Origin of the sequence: Micromonospora sp. WMMD1082 (assembly GCF_029626175.1) — a bacterium.
Lineage (GTDB): Bacteria > Actinomycetota > Actinomycetes > Mycobacteriales > Micromonosporaceae > Micromonospora.
In genome coordinates, this window is the sequence record NZ_JARUBM010000002.1 from 1,229,263 (window position 1) to 1,246,810 (window position 17,548).

The 17,548-nt window shown below is 71.4% G+C and carries 17 protein-coding genes and 1 tRNA gene; 5 read left to right on the forward strand and 13 right to left on the reverse strand.

What is annotated here, in order from left to right; genetic code table 11:
• Window positions 1-22: 22 nt before the first annotated feature.
• Both galE and galK read left to right on the forward strand, forming a co-directional pair.
• Window positions 23-1,006, forward strand: coding sequence for a UDP-glucose 4-epimerase GalE (gene galE, locus O7615_RS05830; RefSeq protein WP_278176276.1), 984 nt, complete (start codon window positions 23-25; stop codon window positions 1,004-1,006).
• Window positions 1,003-2,169 carry a galactokinase gene (galK, locus tag O7615_RS05835; RefSeq protein WP_278176277.1) on the forward strand — a complete coding sequence of 389 codons (1,167 nt, stop codon included), beginning with the start codon at window positions 1,003-1,005 and terminating at the stop codon, window positions 2,167-2,169. The genes galE and galK overlap by 4 nt, the downstream gene beginning before the upstream one ends.
• A gap of 26 nt (window positions 2,170-2,195) precedes the next feature.
• Here galK and cysN read toward each other — a convergent pair whose 3' ends face one another.
• From cysN to O7615_RS05880, 9 genes are all read right to left on the reverse strand, one after another.
• Window positions 2,196-3,518, reverse strand: a complete 1,323-nt coding sequence (gene cysN, locus O7615_RS05840) for a sulfate adenylyltransferase subunit CysN (protein WP_278176278.1) — start codon at window positions 3,516-3,518, stop codon at window positions 2,196-2,198.
• Window positions 3,518-4,429, reverse strand: a complete 912-nt coding sequence (gene cysD, locus O7615_RS05845) for a sulfate adenylyltransferase subunit CysD (protein ID WP_278176279.1) — start codon at window positions 4,427-4,429, stop codon at window positions 3,518-3,520. The genes cysN and cysD overlap by 1 nt, the downstream gene beginning before the upstream one ends.
• A 74-nt stretch (window positions 4,430-4,503) precedes the next feature.
• Window positions 4,504-5,337 carry an inositol monophosphatase family protein gene (locus O7615_RS05850; RefSeq protein WP_278176280.1) on the reverse strand — a complete coding sequence of 278 codons (834 nt, stop codon included), beginning with the start codon at window positions 5,335-5,337 and terminating at the stop codon, window positions 4,504-4,506.
• A gap of 114 nt (window positions 5,338-5,451) precedes the next feature.
• Complete coding sequence (gene pth / locus O7615_RS05855; RefSeq protein ID WP_278176281.1) at window positions 5,452-6,042, reverse strand: aminoacyl-tRNA hydrolase; 591 nt, start codon at window positions 6,040-6,042, stop codon at window positions 5,452-5,454.
• A 121-nt stretch (window positions 6,043-6,163) separates the two neighbouring features.
• A complete protein-coding gene (locus tag O7615_RS05860; protein ID WP_278176282.1) occupies window positions 6,164-6,868 on the reverse strand; it encodes a 50S ribosomal protein L25/general stress protein Ctc in 705 nt (234 codons plus the stop codon).
• Between the two features lie 242 nt (window positions 6,869-7,110).
• Window positions 7,111-8,091, reverse strand: a complete 981-nt coding sequence (locus O7615_RS05865; RefSeq protein WP_278176283.1) for a ribose-phosphate diphosphokinase — start codon at window positions 8,089-8,091, stop codon at window positions 7,111-7,113.
• Window positions 8,092-8,152: 61 nt separating this feature from the next.
• Entirely contained in the window at window positions 8,153-9,688 is a 1,536-nt protein-coding gene (gene glmU, locus O7615_RS05870; protein WP_347405071.1) for a bifunctional UDP-N-acetylglucosamine diphosphorylase/glucosamine-1-phosphate N-acetyltransferase GlmU, read from the reverse strand.
• A gap of 72 nt (window positions 9,689-9,760) precedes the next feature.
• A tRNA-Gln gene (locus O7615_RS05875) sits at window positions 9,761-9,831 on the reverse strand.
• A 45-nt stretch (window positions 9,832-9,876) separates the two neighbouring features.
• Entirely contained in the window at window positions 9,877-10,605 is a 729-nt protein-coding gene (locus O7615_RS05880) for a helix-turn-helix domain-containing protein (RefSeq protein WP_278176284.1), read from the reverse strand.
• 132 nt (window positions 10,606-10,737) lie between these two features.
• Between O7615_RS05880 and O7615_RS05885 the strand changes: the two genes are divergently transcribed.
• Window positions 10,738-11,706 (forward strand): acyl-CoA desaturase, encoded by a 969-nt coding sequence (locus tag O7615_RS05885; RefSeq protein ID WP_278176285.1) that lies wholly within the window; start codon window positions 10,738-10,740, stop codon window positions 11,704-11,706.
• A gap of 106 nt (window positions 11,707-11,812) precedes the next feature.
• A complete protein-coding gene (locus tag O7615_RS05890) occupies window positions 11,813-12,502 on the forward strand; it encodes a TetR/AcrR family transcriptional regulator (RefSeq protein ID WP_278181985.1) in 690 nt (229 codons plus the stop codon).
• Between the two features lie 30 nt (window positions 12,503-12,532).
• Here O7615_RS05890 and O7615_RS05895 read toward each other — a convergent pair whose 3' ends face one another.
• From O7615_RS05895 to O7615_RS05910, 4 genes are all read right to left on the reverse strand, one after another.
• A complete protein-coding gene (locus O7615_RS05895) occupies window positions 12,533-13,012 on the reverse strand; it encodes a DUF4383 domain-containing protein (protein WP_278176286.1) in 480 nt (159 codons plus the stop codon).
• Window positions 13,013-13,120: 108 nt separating this feature from the next.
• Complete coding sequence (locus O7615_RS05900) at window positions 13,121-13,576, reverse strand: DUF4383 domain-containing protein (protein WP_278176287.1); 456 nt, start codon at window positions 13,574-13,576, stop codon at window positions 13,121-13,123.
• A gap of 148 nt (window positions 13,577-13,724) precedes the next feature.
• Window positions 13,725-15,533, reverse strand: a complete 1,809-nt coding sequence (locus O7615_RS05905; RefSeq protein WP_278176288.1) for an ABC-F family ATP-binding cassette domain-containing protein — start codon at window positions 15,531-15,533, stop codon at window positions 13,725-13,727.
• Between the two features lie 107 nt (window positions 15,534-15,640).
• The gene (locus O7615_RS05910; RefSeq protein WP_278176290.1) at window positions 15,641-16,348 is read right to left on the reverse strand and encodes a TetR/AcrR family transcriptional regulator; all 708 of its coding nucleotides are present in this window, start codon (window positions 16,346-16,348) and stop codon (window positions 15,641-15,643) included.
• A gap of 112 nt (window positions 16,349-16,460) precedes the next feature.
• Here O7615_RS05910 and O7615_RS05915 point away from each other — a divergent pair, with 112 nt between their 5' ends.
• The gene (locus tag O7615_RS05915) at window positions 16,461-17,426 is read left to right on the forward strand and encodes an NAD-dependent epimerase/dehydratase family protein (RefSeq protein ID WP_278176291.1); all 966 of its coding nucleotides are present in this window, start codon (window positions 16,461-16,463) and stop codon (window positions 17,424-17,426) included.
• Window positions 17,427-17,548: the final 122 nt, after the last annotated feature.

Consider the following 17,548-nt stretch of genomic DNA (forward strand, 5'->3'; position numbering starts at 1 on the left):
CCGGCCAGGTGGGAGGATCGACGTGAAACTGCTCGTCACCGGCGGCGCCGGTTTCATCGGCAGCGTGGTGACCCGGATGCTGCTCGACGCCGGGCACGAGGTGGTCGTCCTGGACGACCTGCGCACCGGTCACCGGGCGGCACTGGCCCCCGACGCGACCCACGTCGAGGCCGGCCTCCACGACGTGGCCACGGTGCTCACCGCGCGAGCCGGCTTCGACGGCGTGCTGCACTTCGCCGCGCTGATCGCCGCCGGCGAGTCGATGGTCGCCCCCGAGCGGTACTGGCACAACAACACCGTCGGCTCGCTGGCGCTGATCGACGCGGTGCGCGCCGCCGGCGTACCCCGGCTGGTCTTCTCCTCCACCGCCGCCGTCTACGGCAACCCCACCGAGCTGCCCATCCCGGAGACCGCCGTCAAGGCACCCACCAACACGTACGGGGCGACGAAGCTCGCCGTCGACATGGCGCTCACCTCCGAGGCGATCGGGCACGGCCTGGCCGCCGTCTCACTGCGCTACTTCAACGTCGCCGGCGCCTACCTCGACGGCGACATCGCCCTCGGCGAACGGCACGACCCCGAGACCCACCTCATCCCGATCGCGCTGGAGGTGGCCGCCGAACGGCGGGAGAAGCTGCAACTCTTCGGCGACGACTATCCCACCGCCGACGGCACCTGCGTCCGCGACTACATCCACGTCGCCGACCTGGCCCGCGCCCACCTGCTCGCCCTCGACGCGGCGACCGCCGGCCAGCACCGCATCTACAACCTCGGCAACGGCAACGGCTTCACCAACCGCCAGGTGGTCGAGGTGGTCCGCGAGGTCACCGGGCGTCCGGTGCCGGTCGAGGTGGCTCCCCGCCGCGAGGGCGACCCGGCCGAGCTGGTCGCCTCCTCCGCGCTGGCCCGCGCCGAGCTGGGTTGGCAGCCGCGCAAGCCGACCCTGCACGACATGGTCAGCGACGCCTGGGCCTTCTACCGCACCCGGGTGCTGGACGGCCGATGACCGCGCACCCCGACGTCGCCGCCCGCGCCACCGCCGGCTTCCAGCGGGCGTACGGCGACACGCCGGCCGGCCGCTGGGCGGCTCCCGGTCGGGTCAACCTGATCGGCGAGCACACCGACTACAACGACGGGTTCGTGCTGCCGTTCGCGCTCCCGCTGCGTACCGTCGCCGCCGCCGCGCCGCACCCGGACGGCACCTGGACGGTCTGCTCCGAACTGACCGGCGAGACGGTCGCCTTCGGCGCCGACGAGGTGGCCGCCCCCGGCCGGGTCACCGGCTGGGCCGGGTACGTCGCCGGGGTGGTGTGGGCGCTGCGCGCCGCCGGCCACCGGGTGCCCGGCGCACGGCTGGCCGTCGCCTCCGACGTGCCGCTCGGCGCCGGGCTCTCCTCCTCCGCCGCGCTGGAGGCGGCCGTGCTCACCGCACTGGTCGACCTCGGCGGGCTGGACCTGCCCGCCGAACACCGGCCCCGGCTGGCCCAGCGCGCCGAGAACCACTACGTCGGCGCGCCCACCGGGATCATGGACCAGTCGGCGGCGATCCGCTGCCGCGCCGGTCACGCGCTCTTCCTCGACTGCCGCACCGAGCGGGTCGAGCACATCCCGTTCGACCTGGGCGTCGCCGGCCTCGCGGTACTGGTGATCGACAGCCGCTCGCCGCACCGGCACGCCGACGGCGAGTACGCGGCCCGCCGCGCCAGCTGCGAGAAGGCCGCGGCCCTGCTCGGCGTACCCGCGCTGCGCGACGTGCCCGCCGTCGACCTCGACGACGCGCTGGCCCGGCTGCCCGACGACGAGATCCGACGACGGGTCCGCCACGTGGTCACCGAGGACCAACGGGTGCTGGACACCGTCGCGCTGCTCCGCGACGGGCGCACCCGTCACATCGGAGCGCTGCTCACCGCCTCGCACGCCTCCATGCGCGACGACTTCGCCATCACCGTGCCCCAGGTGGACACCGCCGTCGAGGCCGCGCTGGATGCCGGTGCACTCGGCGCGCGGATGACCGGCGGCGGCTTCGGCGGCTGCGTACTCGCCCTGGTCGAGGCGGACCGGGCCGACGCGGTGGCCGGCGCGGTGGAGGCGGCGTACGCCGAACGCGGTTTCACCGCACCCACCCACACCACCGTCGCCCCCGCCCCCGGCGCCACCCGCCTGGACTGACCCCCGCGCCCACCCTCGCGGGGAGGTCAGGCGGTGTCGACGATCATGCCGGCGCCGACGGTGCGGTTGGTGGTCTCGTCGATGATGACGAAACCGCCGGTGGTGCGGTTGCGGCGGTACTCGTCGGCGAGCAGCGGAATCGTGGTCCGCAGACGGACCCGGCCGATCTCGTTGAGTCGCAACTCGCCCACGCCCTCGTCCCGGTGCAGCGAGTTGATGTCGAGGCGGTAGTGCAGGCCCCGGACGATCGCCCGCGCCACCCGGGTCGTGTGCTTGATGGAGTACTTGCCGCCGACCTGCAACGGGCGGGTCTCGTCCATCCAGCAGACCATCGCCTCGATGTCCTGGGTGACCGCCGGCGCGTTGTTCGGCCGGCAGATCATGTCGCCCCGCGAGATGTCGATCTCGTCTTCCAGGCGTACCGTCACCGACATCGGCGGGAACGCCTCCGCGATCGGGCCGTCGGCGGTCTCCACCGCGGCGATCCGGCTGGTGAAGCCCGAGGGCAGCACCATCACCTCGTCACCCGGCTTGAGCACGCCCGAGGCGACCTGGCCGGCGTAACCCCGGTAGTCGGTGACCACCTTCGACTGCGGACGGATCACGTACTGCACCGGGAAGCGCACGTCGACCAGGTTCCGGTCGCTGGCGATGTGCACCCGTTCCAGGTGGTGCAGCAGCGCCGGCCCTTCGTACCAGGGCATGTTCTCCGAACGGGAGACGATGTTGTCGCCCTTCAACGCGGAGATCGGCACCACCGTCAGATCCGGGGCGTCCAGCTTCGCGGCGAACGCGGTGAACTCGTCGGCGATCCGGTCGAAGACCTCCTGCGAGTAGTCGACCAGGTCCATCTTGTTGACGCAGAGAACGAGGTGCGGCACCCGCAGTAGCGAGCAGAGGAAGGCGTGCCGGCGGGACTGCTCGACCAGCCCCTTACGGGCGTCCACCAGGATCAGCGCCAGGTCCGCCGTGGATGCGCCGGTGACCATGTTCCGGGTGTACTGGATGTGCCCGGGGGTGTCGGCGATGATGAACTTGCGCCGAGGCGTGGCGAAGTAGCGGTACGCCACGTCGATCGTGATGCCCTGCTCCCGCTCGGCCCGCAGACCGTCGGTGAGCAGCGCCAGGTTGGTGTACTCGTCGCCCCGAGCCGCGCTGACCGCCTCCACCGCGGCCAACTGGTCGGTGAACAGCGACTTCGTGTCGTAGAGCAGCCGGCCGATCAGGGTCGACTTGCCGTCGTCCACACTCCCGGCGGTGGCGAAGCGCAACAGGTCCATCCGCCGCGCCGCCGGCCCGGCCTGGACCGCCTCCGCCGCGTCCCCGGAGGCGAGCGTCTCGGTGGTCATCAGAAGTAGCCCTCCCGCTTGCGGTCCTCCATCGCGGCCTCGCTGACCCGGTCGTCACCCCGGGTCGCCCCGCGCTCGGTGATCCGGGTCGCGGCGACCTCCTCGATGACCTTCTCGACCGTGTCCGCGTCGGACCGGACCGCCGCGGTGCAGGAGGCGTCGCCCACCGTGCGGTACCGCACCCGGGCCTTGAACCGCTCCTCACCGGAGCGCGCCGGCAGGAACTCGTTGACCGCGTAGAGCATCCCGTCGCGCTCGATCACCTCACGCTCGTGCGCGTAGTAGATCGACGGCAACTCGATCCGCTCCCGGGCGATGTAGTGCCACACGTCCAGCTCGGTCCAGTTGGAGAGCGGGAAGGCCCGGATCGACTCGCCCGGGTGGTGCCGGCCGTTGTAGAGCGCCCACAACTCGGGCCGCTGATTCTTCGGATCCCACTGGCCGAACTCGTCGCGGAAGCTGAACACCCGTTCCTTGGCCCGGGCCTTCTCCTCGTCCCGCCGGGCCCCGCCGAAGAGCGCGTTGAAGCGGTGCTTCTCCACCGCCTCCAGCAGCACCGGCGTCTGGATCCGGTTGCGCATCCCGTCGGCCGACTCCCGGACCAGGCCACTGGCCAGTGCCTCCGGCACGCTGGCCACGACCAGTTGCAGGCTCAGCTCGGCCACCCGCCGATCGCGGTAATCCAGCACCTCGGGGAAGTTGTGGCCGGTGTCGACGTGCATCACCGGGAAGGGAATGTGCGCCGGCGCGAACGCCTTCTGCGCCAGCCGGAGCATGACGATCGAGTCCTTGCCGCCGGAGAAGAGCAGCACCGGCCGCTCCATCTCGGCGACCACCTCGCGCATCACGAAGATGCTCTCCGCCTCCAGCGCGTCGAGGTGAGTGACCTGGTATGCCGCCGTCGCGGTCATGACACAGGCTCGATTCGCTCACTCATCCGCTTTCCAGACCTTTCCGGTCGGGGATGTCAGAAAGTAGCGCCAGGTTACCCGCAATGCCGCTGCAACGCTGCAAGTAACCGGCTGGCGAGATCCTTGCGGCACACCAGCAGATCCGGCAGACGCGGATCCGCCTCGTTGTATTTCAGCGCAGAACCGTCGATCCGGGAAGCGTGCAGACCGGTGGCCGTCGCCACAGCCACCGGCGCCGCCGAGTCCCACTCGTACTGACCACCGGCATGGATGTACGCGTCCACCTCACCGGTCACCACCGCGGCGATCTTCGCCCCGGCGGAGCCCATGGGCACCAACTGCGCCCCGACCTCCTCAGCGAGGTCGGTCAGGAACACCGGAGGCCGACTGCGACTGGCCGCCAGCCGCAGCCGCCGGGCACCGCCCACGGTCGCCGCCTCCGGCGTCATCGGCGGATAGGCCGGCGGATGATCCGTACCCAGCACCCGGTGCTGGGCCGGCAACCCCACCGCACCGGCGACCAGACCATGCGGCGTGGCCCCGCCGCGAGCCCAGAGCGCCACGTGCACCGCCCAGTCCGTACGCCCCTCCTCGCTGAACTCCCGCGTACCGTCCAACGGGTCGATGATCCAGACCCGGTCGGCGGTCAACCGGGAAACGGCGGCCGCGTTCACCTCGGCCGCCCACGCCAGCCGGGAACCCTCGTCCTCCTCGGAGAACACCGCGTCACCCGGGCGCCACGCCGCCAGCTCGGTCCGGATCAGGTCGTGCGAGACCTTGTCGCCCGCCGACTTCAACGCACCGGCATCGGCGAAACCCAGCTCCGCCCGCAGCCCCAACAGCGCCTGACCCGCGCGATCCGCCAGCCACCGCGCGAACGCGCCGTCGATCATCGGTGGACCGCCCATGCTTCCGCTCCCGTCGCCTCGCCACGATCCGCGTACGCCGCTCGGCCGCCGCCCCGGCCGCCGGAATCGCACACTACCGGGCCACCGGTCGGCCCGGCTGTCGCTAGCCCGCCCTCAACTGCCGTGGTAGAGGTTCTGCGTCGGCTCCACGCCCCGGGTGACCACGGATTCCACCACGTCGGCGGCCCGGTCCACCAGAAAGTCCAACTCCTTGCGCTCCACCGCGCTGAAATCCGACAGCACATAGTCCGCCGGGTCCTGCCGCCCCGGTGGCCGGCCGATGCCGAACCGTACGCGCACGTAGTCCTTCGTGCCCAACGACCGCGACATCGACCGCAGGCCGTTGTGCCCGCCCTCGCCACCGCCGCACTTCGCCCGCAGCTGGCCGTAGCCGACGTCCAACTCGTCGTGCACCGCGATCACGCGGCCCGCCGGCACCTTGTAGAACTGGGCCAGGCCGGCCACCGGCCCACCGGACAGATTCATGTACGTCAGCGGCTTCGCCAGCACCACCTTCGGCCCGCCCAGGCCGAGCCGCCCCTCGGCGACCTCCGCCACCGCCCGCTTGTGCCGGCCGAACCGTCCCCCCAGCCGTCCGGCCAGCAGGTCGACGACCATGAACCCGACGTTGTGCCGGTTGCCGGCGTACTCCCGGCCCGGGTTGCCCAGGCCGACCACCAGCCACGGCCCGGTCTCGTCCGTCACCGCCCGTCCCTCCCGCTCCGCCGGCGGTCGACCACCACCCGGCGCTGCCGGTCCTCCGATACGCCGGCAGGCGCCCCCGGTAGTACCGGGGACGCCTGCCGCAAACTGACCCGCGAGGCGATCAGGCCTCGGTACGACCCTCGGTGCCGGCCTCGCCCTCGGCGGCCGGTGCCTCGGCGCCCTCGGCACCTTCGGCGCCCTCGGTGACCTCGCCGACCTCGGCCTCGGCCTCCTCAGTGGCCACCTCGATCTCGGGCAGGGTGGCCTCCAACTGCTCGGCGGTCGGCGCGGCGGTGACCGTGGCGACCGGCAGCTCCGGGTCGGCGGCCAGCTCGACGCCGGAGGGCAGCTCCACGTCACCGGCGGTGACCTGGACGCCCGCCTCGGCGCCCTCGATCGACGCCTCCAGGTGATCCGGCACCTTGGTCGCGTCGGCGGTCACCGACAGGGTGTCGTGGTCGTGCACGATCAGGGTGTCCCGCGCGGCCTCACCGGTCAGCTGGACCGGCACCTCGACGGTGACCTTCTCGCCGCGACGCACCAGCAGCAGGTCGACGTGCTCGAAGGTGTCCTTGATCGGGTCGCGCTGAATCGCCTTCGGCAGCGCCAGCGCCTGGGTGCCGTCGCTGACCTCGATGGCGAAGAGCTGGTTGGCGCCGCCCTTGCGGATCGCGGCCGCGAACTCGCGGGCCGGCAGCGCGATGTGCTTGGGCTTCTCGCCATGGCCGTACAGCACGGCGGGCACCTTGCCGGCCCGGCGGGTACGACGGGCACCACCCTTGCCGAACTCGGTGCGGGGCTCGGCGCTGATCTTTACCTCGGACACGGGGAAACTCCTGATGCTTCGCTGCGGCAGCTTGTCGTCTGGCGGTGCTGGGCGGGGGGCTCGCAGGGGCGCATGCGTCAGAAGACTGCCCGGAGCACCGCGTCGATCACGGTGCCTCCGTGCGGCGCTTCTCAGCGGCCCGCAGGGCACCCTCGCCGTGGCAACCGCACCAGTCTACCCGAGCGGTTTCCCGCGTTTCCGGCGGTCCCCGTGCCCCGCCAGAGTCCTATTGCCGGTCGCTCTTAGCTCAACCCGCCGAAGAGGGTGGTCACCGAGCCGTCGTCGAACACCTCACGGATCGCCCGCGCCAGCAGCGGCGCGATGGACAGCACGGTGAGCTTGTCGAGCTGCTTCTCCGGCGGCAGCGGCAGCGTGTTGGTCACCACCACCTCGCTGATCGGGCTGTTCTTCAACCGCTCCGTCGCCGGGTCGGAGAGCAGCGCGTGGGTGGACGCCACGATCACGTCCGCCGCCCCCGACTCCTTGAGGATGTCCGCCGCCCGGCAGATCGTGCCACCCGTGTCGATCATGTCGTCGACGATCAGGCAGACCCGACCCTCGACCTCACCGACCACCCGGTTCGCCACCACCTGGTTCGGCTTCAACGGATCGCGGGTCTTGTGGATGAACGCCAGCGGGCAGCCACCCAGCCGGTCGGTCCACCGCTCGGCCACCCGCACCCGCCCCGAGTCCGGCGCGACCACGGTCATCGGCCGGCCCGCGTACCGGCGCTCCACGTACTCGGCCAGGATGTCCATCGCGAAGAGGTGGTCCACCGGGCCGTCGAAGAAACCCTGGATCTGCGCGGTGTGCAGGTCCACGGTGAGGATCCGGTTCGCCCCGGCCGTCTTCAACAGGTCGGCGACCAGCCGCGCCGAGATGGGCTCCCGGCCACGGTGCTTCTTGTCCTGGCGGGAGTACGGATAGAACGGCAGGACGACCGTGATCCGCTTGGCCGAACCGCGCTTCAGCGCGTCGATCATGATCAGGGTTTCCATGACCCACGTGTTCACCCCGTGCGTGATCGACTGCACCACGAAGGCGTCCGATCCACGCACCGAGTCCTTGAACCGTACGAAGATCTCGCCGTTGGCGAACTCGTACGCGTCGGCCGGCGTCGGCGCGACGCCGAGCACCTCGCCGATCTCCTTGGCCAGCTCCGGAAATCCACGTCCGGAAAAGAGCATCAGGCTCTTGCGGTTTTCGGCGACGATGCTGCCCATGGGCCCGTCTGCTCCCGTTTTGGTCGGTGGTACCCGGCCTGAGGTGGTGGTGGGCCGGGGACTAGTCGGTTGCAGTATCTCCCGCCCCGGGTGCACCGCCCACCGACTCGGCGGTGCCGTGGATTGCCTCACCTTCACTTGCCGTCGGCCGGGAATTCGACGCACCCTCGGCGGTCCGGCCGGCCCGCTCGGCGGCTTCGGCGGCGGCGGTGCCGGCGCGCCGCTTGAGCACCCAGCCCTCGATGTTGCGCTGCCGCGCCCGGGCCACGCCCATCGCACCCGCCGGGACGTTCTCGATGATCACCGAACCGGCCGCCGTGTACGCCCCGTCACCCACCTCCACCGGCGCGACGAACATGTTGTCCGCACCGGTCCGGGCGTGGCTGCCGATCACCGTACGGTGCTTCTCCACACCGTCGTAGTTCACGAACACCGACGCCGCGCCGATGTTGCTCTGCTCGCCGATCGTCGCGTCACCCACGTACGTCAGGTGCGGCACCTTCGAGCCGACGCCGATCTCCGAGTTCTTCACCTCGACGAACGTGCCGACCTTCGCCTTCTCGGCCAGTCGCGCCGCCGGCCGCAGGTACGCGTACGGCCCGACGCTCGCGCCCGGGCCGATCTCGGCGCCGACCGCATGGCTGCGCAGCACCGTCGCGCCGGGCCCGACCACCGTGTCGACGAGCGTCACGTCCGGCCCGATCACCGCGCCGCCGCCGACCACCGAAGCGCCGCGCAGCTGGGTGTTCTGATCCACCACCGCGTCCCGGTCCAGGGCCACCGTCACGTCGATCCACGTCGTCTCCGGGTCGAGCAGGCTCACCCCGGCGCGCATCCACCGCTCGTTGACCCGGTCGCGCAGCAGTCGACGCAGCGCCGCCAGCTCCACCCGGTCGTTGCAGCCGAGCGTCTCGGTGTGGTCGGTCGCCAGGTGCACGCCCACCGGCTCGCCCGCCGAGACCAGCATCTTGAAGACGTCGGTGAGGTACTCCTCGCCCTGGTCGTTGTCGGTCGACAGCTTGCCGAGCACGTCCCGCAGCCGGGTCGCGTCGAACGCGTAGATGCCCGCGTTGATCTCCCGCACGGCCAGTTGGGCGGCGGTGGCGTCACGCTCCTCGACGATCTGCTCCAGGCGGCCGGCCGCGTCCCGCACGATGCGGCCCAGACCGGTCGGATCCGGCACCCCGGCGGCGAGCACGGTCGCCGCCGAGCCCTCGTTCTCGTGCGCCGCCACCAACTCCGCGACCGTCTCCGGCCGCAGCAACGGCACGTCGCCGTTGAGCACCACCACGGTGCCGGTGGCCTCCGGAACGGCCTCCAGGGCGATCCGGACGGCGTGCCCGGTGCCGAGCTGCTCGGCCTGGAGCACGGCGGTGGCCTCCGGAGCGATCTCGGCCAGGTGGCCGCGGACCTGATCCGCGCCGTGCCCGACCACGACCAACGTCCGCTCCGCCGCCAGCGGCCCGGCCGCGCCCAGCACGTGCCCGAGCAGCGTCCGACCGAGCAGCGGGTGCAACCCCTTGGGCAGCGAGGACTTCATCCGCTTGCCCTCACCGGCGGCAAGCACGACGACGGTGCGGGGGTGGGGCTCGGACACGAGGTGGCTCCCGTCGGAACGCGGACAGTCTCGCGGCCATGCTAACCAGACATCAGCCGCAAATCAGCGAAGCTCCCGGGAGAGGATTCGAACCCCTATAATCAGGACCAAAACCTGACGTCCTGCCATTAGACGACCCGGGACGGCCTAAAACGGACAAAGCTCGTAGCTAGCCGGACCCCTACACCTTAGCGTCCCGCCGTCGCGGCACCATCGCTCATACCCTTCATGATCCCCTCGATCTTCCAGTACAGCCGCCGCGATCGAGGCACCTCCACCGCCAGGCAGCCCCGATAGGTTTCGCCGGTGTTCAGGCGGACAGTGGTGGGGCGATGCCGCTTCAAGGTCGTGGGCTGGAACGCCTCGGCAGGCACGCCGACCTGAGCCGCCCACCAACCGACCGCCTCCTCGACATCGGCGGACTCGTGGATCGCGACCCGGTAGCGCAGCGCCTCACGCCGCTCACCCAACGCCTCGACGAACCGTATGAACAGGCCGATCAACGCCGCATCGCTGTTCACGAACCGGACCCGGCAGTCGTGCGGTCGCCAGGGCTTGGCCTTGGTGCCCTCGGCCCAGTAGAGCGCCGCTCCCACCAACACCAGCTCGCGGTAGCGCAGGCCCTTCACCCAGGCTGCGGTGGCCTCGACCGTGGCGGCGCGCGCGGCGTCCCGGGCGCGGCGGTGCTCCCCCCACTGCGCGTCGGTCATCGTCTTCGAGTGGGCCCGTCGGCGCTCCCGCTCCTCCTCCTCGTCGCGTTCGAGCGGAAGGTGTCGGACCCATAGGTACGCCGTCGAGCGGCTCACCCCCAGCCGCTGGGCGATCTGAGGCACTGAACAGCCCGTCGCTCGCAGTGCCACCGCCTCCACGCGCAGCTCGTCCTTGCCCTTCGCCCGTGCGGCGTCGACATCGGTCATGCGGTGCAGGTTAGGACGGGCGTGCGACAGTTCGGCATCCGTGTGTGTCGCTGTCTGATGTGATCTACCAGCCTCGTAAGTTACGGTGACGTAGGCGTAGATTCACGATCCACCGTCCCGCTGCGAGGTGCCATGTCCACCCTTCTCGACCCTCACCCGGCCAGCCCCAAACCGCTCACCCAGGGCACCCAGTCACGCGGCATTCTGATCGCCCTCTGGTCCTTCGTGGTGATCCCGTTCGCGGCGCTGATCGCCGCCGTGCCGGTGGCCTGGGGTGGCTGGCTCAGCTGGGCCGATGTGGGCATCGCCGCCTTCTGGTACGTGGTGTCGGGTCTGGGCATCACGGTCGGCTACCACCGCTACTTCACCCACGGCTCGTTCAAGGCGAAGCGGTGGCTACGCATCGCCATGGCCGCCACCGGCTCGCTCGCCGTGCAGGGCGAGATCATCCAGTGGGTGGCTGACCACCGGCGCCACCACGCCTTCTCCGACCTCGAGGGAGACCCGCACTCGCCGTGGCGGTTCGGCACCACCCTGCGTGGCCTGACCAAGGGGCTGTTCCACGCACACGTCGGCTGGCTCTTCGGCCGGGAACTGTCCAACCGGGAGCGCTTCGCCCCGGACCTGCTGGCCGACCGGGACATCCGGCGGATGGACCGGCTGTTCCCGGTGCTGGTGGTGGTCTCGGTGCTGGGCCCGGCGCTGATGGGCTGGCTGTTGACGTGGTCCTGGCAGGGCGCGCTGACCGCGCTGTTCTGGGCCGGTCTGGTCCGCATCTCGCTGCTGCACCACGTCACCTGGTCGATCAACTCGGTGTGCCACGTGTACGGCGAGCGGCCGTTCATGATGCGCCACGGCGACCGGGCGGCCAACTTCTGGCCGCTGGCGCTGCTCTCCTTCGGGGAGAGCTGGCACAACCTGCACCACGCCGACCCGACGAGCGCGCGGCACGGCGTTCTGCGAGGTCAGATCGATATCTCGGCCCGGGTGATCTGGGTGTTCGAGAAGATGGGCGCGGCATGGGATGTCCGCTGGCCGAAGCCGGAGCGGATCGCGGCGAAGCTGGCGAAGCCGGCGGAACGGGCGGCTGCCCAGGGATAACCGGACCGCCGGCCAGCAAGTTACCTGGCAGTATGTTCGGGTGACCGGGCAGAACGCAGGCAGCATCCCACGACAGGGCGTCACCGAGCGCCAGCGAGGTGACGAGATGGCCGAGGCTCCCAGCGACGAGGGCGGCAAGCGCCGGCGGCGGGCGGTTCCCGCCGCGTCACCCAAGCCGACGCCCCGGGTACGCATGTCGGCCGCCCAGCGTCGCGAGCAACTGATCTCGATCGGTCGGCAGATCTTCGCCGAGCGCGGCTTCGACGCCACCTCCATCGAGGAGGTGGCGTCCCGCGCGAAGGTGTCCAAGCCGGTGGTCTACGAGCACTTCGGCGGCAAGGAGGGGCTCTACGCGGTGGTGGTGGACCGGGAGGTCCGCGCCCTGCTGGACCGGATCACCACGGCACTGACCGCGGGTCATCCGAGGGAGTTGCTGGAGCAGGCCGCGTTGGCCCTGCTGGGCTACATCGAGGAGGAGACCAGCGGGTTCCGGGTGCTGGTGCGGGAGTCGCCGGTGCTCTCGGCGACCGGCAACTTCAGCAGCGTCATGAACGACGTGGCGCACCAGGTGGAACACATCCTCGGTGCGGAGTTCTCCAGCCGGGGTTACGACCCGAAGCTCGCCGAGTTGTACGCGCAGGCGCTGGTGGGCATGGTCGCGCTGACCGGCCGCTGGTGGCTGGAGGTACGCAAGCCGCGCAAGGAGACGGTGGCCGCGCACCTGGTGAACCTCTCCTGGAACGGACTGTCGCACCTGGAGGCCCAGCCGGGGCTGATCACCGTACGCGGGCGCTGACCAGCCGGCGCGGCCGCGTCGGGTGACCGGTCAGCGGCGCCGGTGTGCCTCGGCGACCGGATGGTTCCGGCGGTTCCGCTCGGCGTCGGCGTCCTCGGGCGCTCCCACCTTGTCGTAGAAGCCGGTGCCGAGCAGGATCAGGCCGAAGAGCATCGAGACGATCACGGTCGACATGGAGAAGTTCAGGACGTTGGCGTCCGTCTGGAGCACCGACATCATCAGCAGGCTGGTGAACAGGAAGACGACCCCGGCGGTCAGGTTCATGTAGTGGCCGAGGTTGTCGCGCCGGGACGCGCCGATCAGGAGCACCACCCCGAAGATGATCGAGGCCAGCGAGAAGGCCAGGTTGGTGCGGAGCCCGAGAGCCCAGTTGCTGCCCCGGCCGAAGAGCGGGTCGCCCCAGGTGAGGGCGGTGCCCCAGACGCCGAAGACCAGGATGTAGAGCCCGATCAGAGCGGACAGCGCCCGGTAGAACGGTCGCGCGGGGTGGTTCACCGGAAAGTGCGGCATCGGTACCTCCACGCCAACGAGGACAATCCAGACAATTGTCTCTCAGCGAGGAGGCCCGCGCCGGCCAAACGCCACCACGAGCCCCGGTCGAGGCGAACCCCCAAAACCTCAGAGGACGAGCCGAGCCTTCTGCCACGCCTCGTGATCGTCGTCGGTGCCCACCTTGCCGTACATGCCGGCCATCAGCAGCACCAGGCTGAGCAGCATGAGGACGACGACCGTGGCGACGCTCAGGTTGAAGACGTTGGCCTCGGTCCGGATGAAGGCGAGCCCGGCCAGGCTGACCACCATGATCAGGTACGCCGACCACTGGTTGATCAGCACGTCAAGGTTGCGGCCGATGGCGGTGCCGACCAGCACGATCGCGCCGACCACGACGCTGAACAGCGAGAGGCCCAGGTTGGTGCCCTGCCCGAGGATGTGGGTGTCGCCCCGGCCGAAGAAGGGGTCGCCGGCGCTGGCGATGAAGCCGAGCGCACCGAAGACCACCAGGTACAGACCGATCAGCCCGCCGATCGCCCGGTAGATCGGCCGCGCGGGGTGGTTGACGGGGGTGTGCGCCATGGCTCTGTCTCCAACGCCGTTGGGTGAGGGGTCGCCGGCGATTCTCCCGCATCCGGTGGTGTGACGCCGCACACGGGGTCCCCCGGCGGGCCGTCGCGTCGCCGGTCATGGGGTTCGGCCGGCTTCGGGTTACCGCCAGCTGCGGGGTTCAGCCGGCCGGGATCTCGTCGGCCAGGGCCAGCCAGGCCTCCTCGACCTCTTCCCGCTCGCTGCGTACCTGGGTGAGCTGGGCGTCCAGCTCGGCGACCCGGGGGTAGTCGGTGGCGTTCGCGGCGAGCTGATCGAGCAGTGCCGCTTCCTTCTGCTCCAGCTTGCCGACCTGCCGTTCGAGGCGGGCCAGTTCCTTGCGGGCCTGCCGGGCCTCGGCGGCGCTCATCCCGGCGCCGGTCGCCGGGGCGGTGGCAGGTGCGGCGTCCGGTGCGGTGCTCCGGGCCGCTCCCGGGCGGTCGCCGGCCCGGGCGAGGTACTCCTCCACGCCGCCGGGCAGGTGCACGAGCCGTCCGTCGCCGAACAGCCCGTACGCCGCGTCGGTCACCCGCTCGATCAGGTAGCGGTCGTGGCTGGCCACCACGATGGTGCCGGGCCAGGAGTCGAGCAGGTCCTCCAGGGCGGCCAGGGTGTCGGTGTCGAGGTCGTTGGTGGGCTCGTCGAGCAGCAGCACGTTCGGCTCGCCGGCGAGCAGGCGCAGCATCTGCAACCGGCGGCGCTCGCCTCCGGAGAGGTCACCGACCGGGGTCCAGAGGCGCCGGTCGTCGAAGCCGAACACCTCGGCGAGCTGGGCGGCGGAGATCTCCCGGTCGCCGAGGCGTACCCGGCGGGCGACCTCCTCGACGGCCTCGAGGACCCGCAGGTCGCCGGGAAGCTCGGCGAGTTCCTGGGAGAGGAACGCGGGCCGTACGGTGCTGCCGGTGACCATGCGCCCGCCGTCGGGTCGGGTGATGCCGGCGAGCAGCCGCAGCAGCGTGGTCTTGCCGGCGCCGTTGGCGCCGAGGACGGCGATCCGGTCGCCGGGGCCGACCTGCCAGGTGACGTCGTCGAGGATGGTCTTGGGGCCGGCGTGCAGCCGGACCTGCTCCAGGTCGTACACCTGCTTGCCGAGCCGGGCGGTGGCCAGCCGTTGCAGCGACGTGGTGTCGCGCGCCGGCGGCACGTCGGCGATGAGCGCGTTGGCGGCGTCGATGCGGAACTTCGGCTTCGACGTGCGGGCCGGCGGGCCCCGGCGCAGCCAGGCGATCTCCTTGCGGAGCAGGTTCTGCCGGCGGGCCTCGGTGGCGGCGGCGACCCGCTCGCGTTCGGCGCGGGCGAGGATCCAGGCGGCGTAGCCGCCCTCGTAGGCGCGGACGGTCTGGTCGGCGACCTCCCAGGTGGTGGTGCAGACCGCGTCGAGGAACCACCGGTCGTGGGTGACCACCACCAGGGCACCCTTGCGGCCGAGCAGGTGTCGGGCCAGCCAGTCGACGCCGCCGACGTCGAGGTGGTTGGTGGGCTCGTCGAGGATGAGCAGGTCGGCGTCGCGGACCAGCAGCGCGGCGAGGGCGACGCGGCGGCGCTCGCCGCCGGACATCGGCCCGACCGGGGCGTCGAGGCCGAGGTGGGGCATGCCGAGCCCGTCGAGGATGGCGCGTACGCCGGCGTCGCCGGCCCACTCGTGCTCGGCGCCCATGCCCTCGGCCAGCCACTCGGTGCCGAGGACCACGTCGCGTACGGTGGCGTCCGGGCTGAGGGCGAGGTGCTGCGGCAGCCAGAGCACCCGCAGGTCACGGCGGTGGGTGACGCGCCCGCCGTCGGGCTCCTCGGTGCGGGTCAGCAGCCGCAGCAGGGTGGACTTGCCGGCGCCGTTGAGCCCGACCACGCCGATCCGGTCGGCGTCGTCCAGACCGAGCGAGACATCGGTGAGCAGCGGCCCGGCCGCGCCGTAGCCCTTGGACACCCGGTCCAGGTTGACGATGTTGGCCACGAACCCACCCTCCCATGATCAAGGCGTCCCGGTGCCGGCGGGCACCTGGGGACGCCTGGCCTCCCAGGGTACGCGGAGCGCCACCACCCGCCCGCGATCGCCGGGGGTCAAGGGTGGGGGTGGGAGGGTAGGCCGATCAGGTCGGTCATCCGGCGCATCTGGTGGTCGAAGTACTCCTCCCGCGCCGAGATGACGCCGTTGAGCTGGCCGAAGAGTTCGAAGCTGACGGCGCCGAAGCAGTGGATCCAGCCGGTGGCGCCCCGGGCCAGCAGGGTCTCGGGGAGCCCGGCGAAGAGGCCGTCGCGGAGGGCGGTGAAGTCGGCGTGGACCGGGCCGGGCAGTTCACCGGGGCCGGGGTCGGTCAGGGTGCCGGCGGCGAAGCCGTCGACGAGGATCCCGATCAGGGTGGCTGGGGTCCGGGCGGCCGCCACGGTGGTCTCCTGCGGGGCGGCGTAGCCGGGCACCGGGCTGCCGAAGAGCAGGGCGTACTCGGCGGGATGGGCCAGCGCCCAGCGCCGCACCGCGTGGCAGACGGCGAGCCACCGGCCGCGCAGGTCGGCGCGGTGGGTGACCTCGGCGTCGCCGGCCTCGGCGGCGGCGCCGAGCGCGTGGTAGCCGTCGACGATCAGCGCGGTGAGCAACTCGTCCCGGCTGGGGAAGTAGCGGTAGATCGCCGAGGAGACCATCCCCATGTCCCGGGCGACGGCGCGCAGCGACAGGTTCGCCCCCTCCGCGGCGAGATGGCGGCGGGCGATCGCCTTGATCTCGTTGATCATCTCGGCTCGGGCCCTGGCCCGGATCGTGGCGGCAGGCATGCCAGAGAGTGTCGCACACATTCGAGAGCGGTGCTCTTGACGACGGGAGCTTTCATGAGTGAGCATAGGTCTCACACGAGAGCGGTGCTCTCGCAAATGAAGGGGGACTCTCATGGCCGTACATCTGATCGTCGGCGCCGGCATGGTCGGCTCGACCACCGCGCGTCAGCTCGCCGAGCGCGGCGAGCAGGTCCGGATCGTCAGCCGCTCCGGCCGGGGTCCGGCCCACCCGCAGGTCCAGCGGGTCGCCGCCGACGCCACCGACGCCGCCCGGCTCGGCGAACTCGCCGACGGCGTCGCCGCGATCTACAACTGCCTCAACCCGGCCTACCACCGCTGGCTCACCGACTGGCCGCCGATGGCCGCCGCGCTGCTCACCGCCGCCGAGCGCTCCGGCGCCCCGCTGGTGATCGCTGGCTGTCTCTACGGGTACGGCGAGGTCGCCGGTCCGATGACCGAGGAGAACCCGCTCGCCGCCACCCATCCCAAGCTGAGGATGCGCGCGGACATGTGGCGCGCGGCCCTCGCGGCACAGCGCGCCGGCCGGATCCGCGCCGTCACCGAGGTACGCGGCAGCGACTACCTCCAGGCCCAGTCGATCCTCAGCTTCGTGATGGGAAAGCCACTGCTCGCCGGGCGCCGCGCCTTCGTCCCCGGCCCGCTCGACGTGCCGCACACCTGGACCTCGATCAACGACATGGCGGCGATGCTGGTCACCGCCGCCACCGACGAGCGGGCATGGAACCGGGCCTGGCACGTGCCCAGCGCGCCGCCGCTGACGGTCCGGGAACTCGCCACCCGCTTCACCAGGGCGGTCGGGGCGCCCGCGCCGAGGCTCGCCACCATCCCCGGCCCGATCTTCCGCGCCGCCGGCCTCCTCTCCCCGATGATGCGCGAGTTGCAGACCACGGCGTACCAGTTCGCACGGCCGTTCGTCATGGACTCCACGGCGGCCACCGCCACCTTCGGCCGGCACCCGCAGCCGATCGACGAGGCGCTGCGCGAGACGGCCGCGCTGCTCGGCGGCGTACCGGGAAGGACGTCCGGAACCCCCGAAACGCAGCCGGTCACCGCCTGACCCATCCGTGCCGGGTGGCACCTCCCGGGTGTCACCCGGCGCGCAGCCAGGCCCGCAGCCACCGAACCGCGCGGGCCGGCCCGACATGCCGTCGATGCACGCCCAAGATCACACCCTTACCG

Bases quoted from the DNA above. Each gene is read 5' to 3' on its own strand.
- O7615_RS05865 (WP_278176283.1), bottom strand. From the start codon at position 8,091: ATGGGCAGCATCGTCGCCGAAAACCGCAAGAGCCTGATGCTCTTTTCC.
- O7615_RS05885 (WP_278176285.1), top strand. From the start codon at position 10,738: ATGTCCACCCTTCTCGACCCTCACCCGGCCAGCCCCAAACCGCTCACC.
- O7615_RS05850 (WP_278176280.1), bottom strand. From the start codon at position 5,337: ATGGGCGGTCCACCGATGATCGACGGCGCGTTCGCGCGGTGGCTGGCG.
- O7615_RS05895 (WP_278176286.1), bottom strand. From the start codon at position 13,012: ATGCCGCACTTTCCGGTGAACCACCCCGCGCGACCGTTCTACCGGGCG.
- cysD (WP_278176279.1), bottom strand. From the start codon at position 4,429: ATGACCGCGACGGCGGCATACCAGGTCACTCACCTCGACGCGCTGGAG.
- O7615_RS05890 (WP_278181985.1), top strand. From the start codon at position 11,813: ATGGCCGAGGCTCCCAGCGACGAGGGCGGCAAGCGCCGGCGGCGGGCG.
- O7615_RS05880 (WP_278176284.1), bottom strand. From the start codon at position 10,605: ATGACCGATGTCGACGCCGCACGGGCGAAGGGCAAGGACGAGCTGCGC.
- cysN (WP_278176278.1), bottom strand. From the start codon at position 3,518: ATGACCACCGAGACGCTCGCCTCCGGGGACGCGGCGGAGGCGGTCCAG.
- galK (WP_278176277.1), top strand. From the start codon at position 1,003: ATGACCGCGCACCCCGACGTCGCCGCCCGCGCCACCGCCGGCTTCCAG.
- O7615_RS05900 (WP_278176287.1), bottom strand. From the start codon at position 13,576: ATGGCGCACACCCCCGTCAACCACCCCGCGCGGCCGATCTACCGGGCG.
- O7615_RS05910 (WP_278176290.1), bottom strand. From the start codon at position 16,348: ATGCCTGCCGCCACGATCCGGGCCAGGGCCCGAGCCGAGATGATCAAC.
- O7615_RS05915 (WP_278176291.1), top strand. From the start codon at position 16,461: ATGGCCGTACATCTGATCGTCGGCGCCGGCATGGTCGGCTCGACCACC.